At 72.3% G+C, this 8,878-nt stretch carries 8 protein-coding genes; 5 read left to right on the forward strand and 3 right to left on the reverse strand.

What is annotated here, in order from left to right:
• Positions 1 to 254 precede the first annotated feature (254 nt).
• From AB0I76_RS16465 to AB0I76_RS16475, 3 genes are all read left to right on the forward strand, one after another.
• Positions 255 to 725, forward strand: coding sequence for a phage holin family protein (locus tag AB0I76_RS16465; protein WP_357035544.1), 471 nt, complete (start codon positions 255 to 257; stop codon positions 723 to 725).
• Between the two features lie 87 nt (positions 726 to 812).
• Complete coding sequence (locus AB0I76_RS16470) at positions 813 to 938, forward strand: hypothetical protein (RefSeq protein ID WP_357035547.1); 126 nt, start codon at positions 813 to 815, stop codon at positions 936 to 938.
• 175 nt (positions 939 to 1,113) lie between these two features.
• Positions 1,114 to 2,133, forward strand: a complete 1,020-nt coding sequence (locus AB0I76_RS16475) for a GGDEF domain-containing protein (protein ID WP_357035549.1) — start codon at positions 1,114 to 1,116, stop codon at positions 2,131 to 2,133.
• A gap of 21 nt (positions 2,134 to 2,154) precedes the next feature.
• On the opposite strand, the gene AB0I76_RS16480 is transcribed toward AB0I76_RS16475, so the two are convergent.
• Together AB0I76_RS16480 and glpK (AB0I76_RS16485) are read right to left on the reverse strand one after the other, a co-directional pair.
• Complete coding sequence (locus AB0I76_RS16480) at positions 2,155 to 3,879, reverse strand: glycerol-3-phosphate dehydrogenase/oxidase (protein ID WP_357035552.1); 1,725 nt, start codon at positions 3,877 to 3,879, stop codon at positions 2,155 to 2,157.
• 50 nt (positions 3,880 to 3,929) lie between these two features.
• A complete protein-coding gene (gene glpK / locus AB0I76_RS16485; protein ID WP_357035555.1) occupies positions 3,930 to 5,447 on the reverse strand; it encodes a glycerol kinase GlpK in 1,518 nt (505 codons plus the stop codon).
• 145 nt (positions 5,448 to 5,592) lie between these two features.
• On the opposite strand from glpK (AB0I76_RS16485), the gene AB0I76_RS16490 reads away from it, so the two are divergent.
• Both AB0I76_RS16490 and glpK (AB0I76_RS16495) read left to right on the forward strand, forming a co-directional pair.
• The gene (locus AB0I76_RS16490; RefSeq protein WP_357035558.1) at positions 5,593 to 6,360 is read left to right on the forward strand and encodes an IclR family transcriptional regulator; all 768 of its coding nucleotides are present in this window, start codon (positions 5,593 to 5,595) and stop codon (positions 6,358 to 6,360) included.
• A gap of 43 nt (positions 6,361 to 6,403) precedes the next feature.
• A complete protein-coding gene (glpK, locus tag AB0I76_RS16495; RefSeq protein ID WP_357035561.1) occupies positions 6,404 to 7,927 on the forward strand; it encodes a glycerol kinase GlpK in 1,524 nt (507 codons plus the stop codon).
• 78 nt (positions 7,928 to 8,005) lie between these two features.
• Here the strand turns inward: glpK (AB0I76_RS16495) and AB0I76_RS16500 are convergent, their stop codons facing one another.
• Entirely contained in the window at positions 8,006 to 8,392 is a 387-nt protein-coding gene (locus AB0I76_RS16500) for a DUF2267 domain-containing protein (RefSeq protein ID WP_357035564.1), read from the reverse strand.
• Positions 8,393 to 8,878 lie beyond the last annotated feature (486 nt).

Genomic DNA, 8,878 nt, shown 5'->3' on the forward strand with positions numbered 1-8,878 from the left:
ACGCGGTGCTCGGGGCCGACGGCTGCGCGCGCCTCGCCGAGCTGACCCGGCCGATGAGTCGCGCCGTGGTCGACGCCGGCCTGCTCAACGTCGACAACGCCGTGCCCGCACGTACCGACCGGAGCGCGTCGCCCTCGACCTGAGTCCGAGCCGTCCGTCACGCACCGTGATGTCTGCCGTCCGGAGCGCGAGCGGGCAGGTGTGGCGGTGACGTTTGCGGGTAAGTCGCTGCCCGCAGCGGACGAGGGGGACCCATGAGTGAAGCGGCAGCCAGGCAGCCCGAAGCATCCGGCAGGGCGGTCGGTCCGACCGAGCGCCTGGCCGCGGACGTGGCCGAGGTGGTACGCGAGGAGGTCCGGGAGGTACGTACCCAGCTGATGCGGGCGGCCGGCCCGACGGGAGTCGGCCTGGCGCTGCTCGCCACCGCCGGAGGGTGTCTCGTCCTGGGAGCCGGTGCGGCCTCGACCACCGTGCTGCGCCTGCTGGAGACCTTCCTGCCCCGCCGGCTCGCCACCGCGGGACTCACCGGGGGCTACCTCGTGGCCGCCATCGTGCTGGGACGGGCCGGCATGGAGCAGTTGCGGGCGGCGGGCGGCCACTCGGCCTGGCTGGCGGACGAGATGCAGGACGCCGTCGCCACGACCGCGAGTCGGGTGGTGCCGGCCGGTGCCGCCGCCGTTCGGGACGAGCTGGACCAGTTGAGTGCCAGCAGGCAGGACCGTTGACGTCGACATGCGGGGTGCCGCCCGGCCTGCGGGCCGCGCGGTGACGACCGCTGAACACCATCCTTGCGTCGAGAGGGAAGGGTAGCCATGTCGGACAAGTCGCATCAGAAGAACAACGTCAAGAAGCAGGGCAAGACGTTGAAGGAGAAGCGGGCGGCGAAGAAGGCCAAGCACGCGGCCAAGGCTTCGTCGATCCCGCCGGCCGACCACTGAACGACCACTACGCTCAGCGATCCCGAGCGCCACCCTCGGTGCGATCTCGTCCTGGTAGGACAGTTGTGCACGAGGGTCTATTGACTGTGAACTAACCCACACCATTGAATGTCGACGTGCGAAGACACCTGGTCAGACCCGTCGCCAAGGGGCAGTGGGTGCGGTGGACCATGGGATGAACGAGCGCCGACGGCGGATGGCCGTCAGCGCGGCGTTGCACGTCGGCTCCCACGGGGTCGCCATCGTCTACTGCCTCATGACGCTGCACGAGCCGAACCGGGCCCTCATGCTCGCGGCGTACGGCTGCGGGATGGCGGCCGGCGCGGTCGGGCTGTGCGTGGCGAAGAGGATCACCACGAAGGCGAGCGCGTACCTCGTCTCGTTCACGATCCTGCTGGTCACACTCCTCATGGCGGCGCTCGGCGCGTACTGGGACGGCGGCGCCGCCTCCCCGGCCACCCTGGGGTTCGTGACCACCGCCGTGTTCGTCGCCAGCCGCACGCCGCACCTGCGGCTGTTGATCGCGCTGGAGGCGCTCATCGTCGGGTCCTACCTGGCCGTCGCCGCGGCGGGGCAACCGACGCGGCCCGGGCACGTCTTCCTCTACGTCGCCGGGATGCTGGTGCTGATCTCGGTCTGCGCCACACAGGCCCGCATCGTGGCGCGGCAGCGTTCCCAACTCCGGTCCCTCGCGACGCTGGACCCGCTGACGGGCGCCCTGAACCGGCGCGGCCTGGCGGACTTCGCCGGACCACTGTTCCGGGGCTGTCGCCGCCCCGGAGTGTCCCTGCTGTGCCTGGACCTGGACGACTTCAAGCTCGTCAACGACCGTCTCGGCCATGCCGCCGGCGACGCGCTGCTGCAACGGACGGTGGCGGCGGCGCGGGACGCGGTGCGCGCCGGCGACGCCATCGCCCGGATCGGTGGAGACGAGTTCGTGGCCGTCCTGGTCGACGCCCACGAACTCACCGCGCGGACGGTGGCGGCGCGCATCGACGGGGCCTTGCGCGAGCACACCGGCGTCAGCATCGGCTGGGCCACCGCCCCGCACGACGGGGACACGCTCGAGACGTTGATGCAGGTGGCCGACCAGCGCCTCTACCGCGTGAAACAGGACCGCTGCCGCGCCGCCCACCGGCCGTCGAGGACGGGGTACGGCCTGCTGGCCGGTTCGCCGGACTTCGGCAGCCCGTAGCGGCGCCCCGCCGGAGGTCGCTCAGGCCGCCACGGCCACCGCCGGCACCACCTCCGGCGCCCCGAGGCGTACGGCGTCGGCCGTCGCGTCGTCCGGCTGCTCGTTCGCGGCGCGTTCTGCCTCGACCCGTGCGACGTAGTGCGCCACCTCCCGCTCGATCCGCTCGTCGTCCCAGCCGAGCACCGGAGCCATCAGCCTCGCCGCGGGCCGGGCGGCCGTGAGGCCCCGGTCGAAGCTCTCGATCGACACGTGGGTACGCCGCGTGAGCACGTCCTCGAGATGCAGCGCACCCTCGGCCGAGGCCGCGTAGACGACCTCCACCCGCAGGTAGTCCTCCGCGCCGTCGAGCGGCTCGCCGAGCGTGGGGTCGGCCCGCAGCAGCGCCAGCACCTCGTCGACGGCGGCGCCGTAGCGCCGCAGCAGGTGCTCCACCCGGTCCACGTGCAGGCCGACCTGCTGCGCCAGGCGGCGGCGCTGGTTCCAGCGGGCGACGTGGCCCTCCGCGCCGAGCAGCGGCACCTGGTCGGTGCAGGAGGCGGGCACCGCACCGCCGAGGCCCCGCACCGCCTCGTCGACCGCGTCGCGCGCCATCACCCGGTACGTCGTGTACTTGCCGCCGGCCACCAGCACGAGACCGGGGACCGGGCTGATCACGGTGTGCTCCCGGGACAGCTTGGTGGTCGCGTCGGACTCCCCGGACAGCAGCGGGCGCAGACCCGCGTACACGCCCGCGACGTCGTCGCGGCTCAGCGGGGTGGCCAGCATGGTGTTGACGCGCTCCAGCAGGTAGTCGATGTCCCGACCGGTCGCCGCCGGATGCGCCTTGTCCAGGTCCCAGTCGGTGTCGGTGGTGCCGATCAGCCAGTGCCGGCCCCACGGGATGACGAACAGCACGCTGGACTCGGTGCGCAGGATCAGGCCGGTGGTGGACCGGATCCGGTCGCGCGGCACCACCAGGTGGATGCCCTTGGAGGCGCGTACCTGCACCTGCCCCCGCTCGCCGACCAGGGCCTGCGTGTCGTCGGTCCACACCCCGGTGGCGTTGACGACCTGCCGGGCACGCACCTCGAACACCTGGTCGGTCTCCAGGTCGTGCACCCGCGCGCCGGTGACCCGGGCGCCCTCCCGCAGCAGGCTCACGACCCGGGCCCGCGACAGCGGGTGCGCACCGTGCGCGGCGGCGGTGCGGACCAGGAACGTCACCAGCCGTGCGTCGTCGACCTGGGCGTCGTAGTACTGCAGGGCGCCGACCAGCGTCTCGGGCCGCAGCGACGGGCAGGCGCGCAGCGCTCCTCGGCGGCTCAGGTGCCGGTGGGCCGGCACGCCGCGCGCGTGGCTGCCGGACAGGCTCATCGTGTCGTAGAGCAGCACGCCGGCGCCGGCGTACAACCGTTCCCAGCCGCGGTGGCGCAGCGGGTACAGGAACGGCACGGGGCGGACGAGGTGCGGGGCGAGTCGTTGCAGGAGCAGGCCCCGCTCGCGCAGGGCCTCGCGGACCAGCCCGAAGTCGAGCATCTCCAGGTAGCGCAGGCCGCCGTGGATGAGCTTGCTGGACCGGCTGGACGTGCCGCTGGCCCAGTCGCGTGCCTCGACGAGCCCGACCGACAGGCCGCGGGTGACGGCGTCGAGGGCGCAGCCGGCGCCGGTGACGCCGCCGCCGATCACCAGGACGTCCAATTCCTGACCGCTGGCGAGGGCGGCGAGGGACCGCTCGCGGGCGGCCGGTGACAGTGTCGCGGGGTGCATCCGTCTTCTCTTTCCGTCGAGGGGGAGCCGTGCGGGAACGGGGTACGGCGTCAGCCGACGTCGACCCAGTCGAGGGTCCGCTGCACCGCCTTCTTCCACCGGGCGTAGCCGGTCTCGCGCTGCTCCGGCGACCACCCCGGCTGCCACCGTCGGCTCTCGTTCCAGTTCTCCCGCAGCTCGTCGGTGTCCTTCCAGAAGCCGACGGCGAGACCGGCGGCGTACGCCGCCCCGAGCGCGGTGGTCTCGGCGACCACCGGCCGGCTGACCGGCACGCCGAGGATGTCGGCCTGCATCTGCATGCACAGGTCGTTGACGGTGACGCCGCCGTCCACCTTGAGGCACTCCAGGTGCACCCCGGAGTCCTGCCGCATGGCCTCGGCCACGTCCCGGCTCTGGTAGCAGATGGACTCGAGGGTGGCCCGGGCGATGTGGGCGTCGGTGTTGAACCGGGAGAGGCCGACGATCGCGCCGCGGGCGTCGGAGCGCCAGTACGGGGCGAACAGACCGGAGAACGCGGGCACGAAGTACACGCCGCCGTTGTCCTCCACCTGCCGCGCCAGGATCTCGCTCTGCGCGGCACTACTGATGATCTTCAGTTGGTCGCGCAGCCACTGCACGGCCGACCCGGTGACCGCGATCGAGCCCTCGAGGGCGTAGACCGGCGCCCGGTCGCCGAACTGGTAGCAGACCGTCGTGAGCAGGCCGGCCTTCGACCGCACGATCTCGGTGCCGGTGTTGAGCAGCATGAAGTTGCCGGTGCCGTAGGTGTTCTTCGCCTCGCCGGGGGCGAAGCAGACCTGCCCGACGGTGGCGGCCTGCTGGTCGCCGAGGTCGCCGGTGAGCGGAACCGGGCCGGTGAACGGACCGTGCGGCACCGTGCTGCCGTACGAGCGCGGGTCGGACGACGGCCGGATCTCCGGCAGCATGGCGCGGGGGATGTCAAAGAACGACAGAAGTTCGTCGTCCCAGTCCAGCGTCTCCAGGTCCATCAGCATGGTGCGGCTGGCGTTGGTGGGGTCCGTGACGTGCACGCCGCCCTCGATGCCGCCGGTGAGGTTCCACAGCAGCCACGTGTCGGTGTTGCCGAAGACGGCCTCGCCACGCTCGGCGGCCTCCCGGACCCCGTCGACGTTCTCCAGGATCCACTGGATCTTCCCGCCGGAGAAGTACGTCGCCGGCGGAAGGCCGGCCTTCCGCCGGATGACGTCGCCCCTGCCCTCGCGTTCCAGCGCCGAGGCGATGCGGTCGGTACGGGTGTCCTGCCAGACGATGGCGTTGTAGTAGGGCCGGCCCGTGCGGCGGTTCCACACCACCGTGGTCTCCCGCTGGTTGGTGACGCCCAGCGCGGCCAGGTCGGCGGCGGCCAGGCCCTGAGCGTTCATCGCGGTCTGGACGACCGTCTGGGTCCGCTCCCAGATCTCGAGCGGGTTGTGCTCCACCCAGCCGGCGCGCGGCAGGATCTGCTGGTGTTCGAGCTGGTGACGGCCCACCTCGTTGCCGCCGTGGTCGAAGATCATGAAGCGGGTGCTGGTCGTGCCCTGGTCCACCGCGCCGACGAAATCAGCCATTCGGAGTCTCTCCTTCTGCGGGGATGCGGGTCCGGCTGCCACCGTGCGGTGAACCGTAGGAAACCTGCGCGGCCGGGTCAACGAACCCCGGTCGACAATGTCGAACACTGTTGCGACCGCGGGAACGTGGCTAGCATTCCGCCCCATGCCGGGTCAGGTGCAGTCCATCGCGCGGGCCGCGGCGATCCTCCGCCTGCTCGCCAGCAGTTCCGGCCGCCTCGGCATCGGGGAGATCGCCCGCTCCCTCGACCTGCCCAAGGGCACCGCGCACGGCATCGTCCGCACCCTCCAGGACGTCGGCTTCGTCGAGCAGGACAAGACCTCGGGCAGGTACCAGTTGGGGGCCGCCCTGCTGCACCTGGGCACCAGCTACCTCGACGTCAACGAACTGCGCTCCCGTTCCCTCAACTGGGCCGACCCGCTGGCCGCGCGCAGTGGCGAGGCCGTCCGCATCGGCACCCTGCTGGACGGGAAGGTACTGGTGGTCCACCACGTCTTCCGCCCCGACGACACCCTGCAGACCCTCGACGTCGGCTCCCTGCTGCCCCCGCACGCCACCGCGCTCGGCAAGGTCCTGCTCGCCTACGACGTCGGCGCCGCCAACGCGGTCCTGCGGGGCGAACCCGAGCCGTACACCCGGCGCACCCTGGTCACGCCCCGGAACCTCGCCCGGGAACTGACCAGGATCCGGGAGAACGGCTGGAGCGCCGAGATCGAGGAGATGACCCTCGGCGAGGCCGGCATCGCCGCGGCCATCCGGGGCTACGGCGGCCTCGTCGTGGGCGCCATCGGGCTCTCCGGCCCGGTCGACCGGATCTGCGACGCACAACGCCAGCCACGCCCGTCGCTCGTCGCGTACGTCCGCGACGCCGCCCGGGCGGTGTCCCGGGATCTCGGCGCCGCCCGCTGGTGAGCCGTCCACCCTGCCCCGCCACCCGCGCCAGAGAGGACGAGGAATGACCGACCGCTACGTCGTCTCCATCGACCAGGGCACGACCTCGACCCGCTGCATCGTGTTCGACCACCGGGGCAACCTCGTCTCCGTGGCCCAGCGCGAGCACCAGCAGCACTTCCCCCGGCCGGGCTGGGTGGAACACGACGCTTTGGAGATCTGGCGCAACGTCGGCAAGGTGGTGCCCCGCGCCCTCGCCCAGGCCGGCATCGCCGCCGGCCAGATCGCCGCGATCGGCATCGCCAACCAGCGGGAGAGCACCGTGGTGTGGGACCGGCGCACCGGCGCACCGGTGGCGCCGGCGATCATCTGGCAGGACACCCGCACCGACGCGCTGGTGGAGACGCTGAGCCGGGAGCCCGCCGCGGAGAACCTCCAACAGCGGTGCGGGCTGCCGCTGACCACGTACTTCTCCGGACCGAAGCTGCGCTGGCTGCTCGACCACACGCCGGGGCTGGACGAGCGGGCCCAGCGCGGCGAGGTGCTCTTCGGAACGATGGAGAGCTGGCTGATCTGGAACCTCACCGGCGGGCCGGACGGCGGCCTGCACCTGACCGACGTGACCAACGCCAGCCGCACCATGCTGATGGACCTGCACGCCCTCGCCTGGGCCCCGGACCTGCTGTCCTTCTTCGGCATCCCGGCCGCCATGCTGCCCGAGATCCGCTCCTCGTCCGAGGTGTACGGCACCGCGACCGCCGTCCTGCCCGGCGTGCGAATCGCCTCGGCGCTAGGCGACCAGCAGGCCGCCCTGTTCGGCCAGACGTGCTTCGCGCCGGGCGACGCCAAGTGCACCTACGGCACCGGCGGTTTCCTGCTGCTCAACACCGGTACGGAGCCGGTGAACTCCCGACACGGTCTGCTCACCACCGTCGGCTACCAGATCGCCGGCGAACCGGCGGTCTACGCCCTCGAAGGGTCCATCGCGATCACCGGTTCCCTGGTCCAGTGGTTCCGCGACGGGCTGGAGCTGATCAGCAGCGCGCCGGAGATCGAGACACTGGCCCGGACGGTGGACGACAACGGCGGCTGCTACATCGTCCCGGCCTTCTCCGGGCTGTTCGCGCCGCACTGGCGCAGCGAGGCACGCGGGGTCATCGTCGGGCTCACCTCGTACATCACCAAGGGGCACCTGGCCCGGGCGGTGCTGGAGGCCACCGGATGGCAGACCCGCGAGGTGGTCGACGCGATGAACGCCGACTCCGGCCTGACGCTGACGGGGCTGCGGGTGGACGGCGGGATGACCGCCAACAACCTGCTGATGCAGTTCGTCGCCGACGTGCTCGCGGTGCCGGTGGTGCGCCCGATGGTCGCCGAGACGGTCTCCCTCGGCGCCGCGTACGCCGCCGGGCTGGCGGTCGGTTACTGGCCCGACCTGGAGGGGTTGCGCCGCAACTGGCACCCGGCCGCCCGCTGGGTGCCGGAGATGGACGACGCGGTCCGCGCGGAGGAACGGGACAACTGGCGGCGGGCGGTGGAGCGGACCTTCGACTGGGTGAAGCCCCGGGCCGGGGCCGCCGACGGGTGACCGGGCGACGGCAGGCACGAGACCCGCCTCCGGGGAGGCGGGTGCGGGTGCGGTGGTCCCAGGACGGCGCGGGTGGTGTCAACCGCGCGGGGTGGGGACACCGAAGAGATCGACGATGCCGCCGGGAAGCTGGGCGAGCAGGTCGGCACGCTCGTCGTCGTCCAGCGCGTCGGCGACGGTGCGCAGCACCGCCTGCGCGTGCTGGCGGACCAGGTCCGCGTCCGCGCACTGCTCCCGCTCGCCGACGATCCGCAGGAAATCGCCGACGTCCCACCGCCGGCCCTGCGGATTGCGCGTGACGTACCGGTCGACCCGATCCGGTAGCTGTGCCGCGAGATGGTCGGCCTCGCGTCCGGCGAGTCGTTCGCCGAGCACCGACAGGACGGCCTGGACGGACCGTGCGGCCTCCTCGTCGCTGAGGTTGGCGCGCTGCCGCACCGTGGAGATCAACTGCTCGTACTTCATGACCCGCTCCTTCCCCCCACGGTCCCGGCTTCTCCCGTCGGGACCCCTGCGCCCCACGCCGGTGTCGTCGTGGCCACGACATCAGCGACGGGGCGCGACGGATTACCCGGTCCGCGGGAGCGGAAGCCACCCCGAACGGGAAAGGTCGCGACCGTTACGGCAACGCGGTGGTCCGGCCGCCCGTTCGCGGGCCGATCGTCCTCGCCGTCCTGTTCCGCCCGCTCAGAGCCGTACGCACAGGAGCGGGTCCACCAGCGGAAGCGAAGCCACGCCCAGGCACGTGGTGAGCAGCGCGGCCCCGGTCGGCTCCGGCGCGCTTCCCGACGGCGCGACGGTCGCCGGGGGTGATGCCGTGGCCGGTGCGCGATCCCTGGTCGGCACGGGACGGACGGGATCCCCGGCTCGTTCTTCCGCCGTGAGGGCCGGCCCAGCGAGGACGCGATCCTCACCTGCCGCCTGATCGACCGGCCGCTGCGCCCGTCGTTC

This window comes from Micromonospora sp. NPDC049799 (genome assembly GCF_040656655.1).
In the GTDB taxonomy this organism is placed as follows: domain Bacteria; phylum Actinomycetota; class Actinomycetes; order Mycobacteriales; family Micromonosporaceae; genus Micromonospora.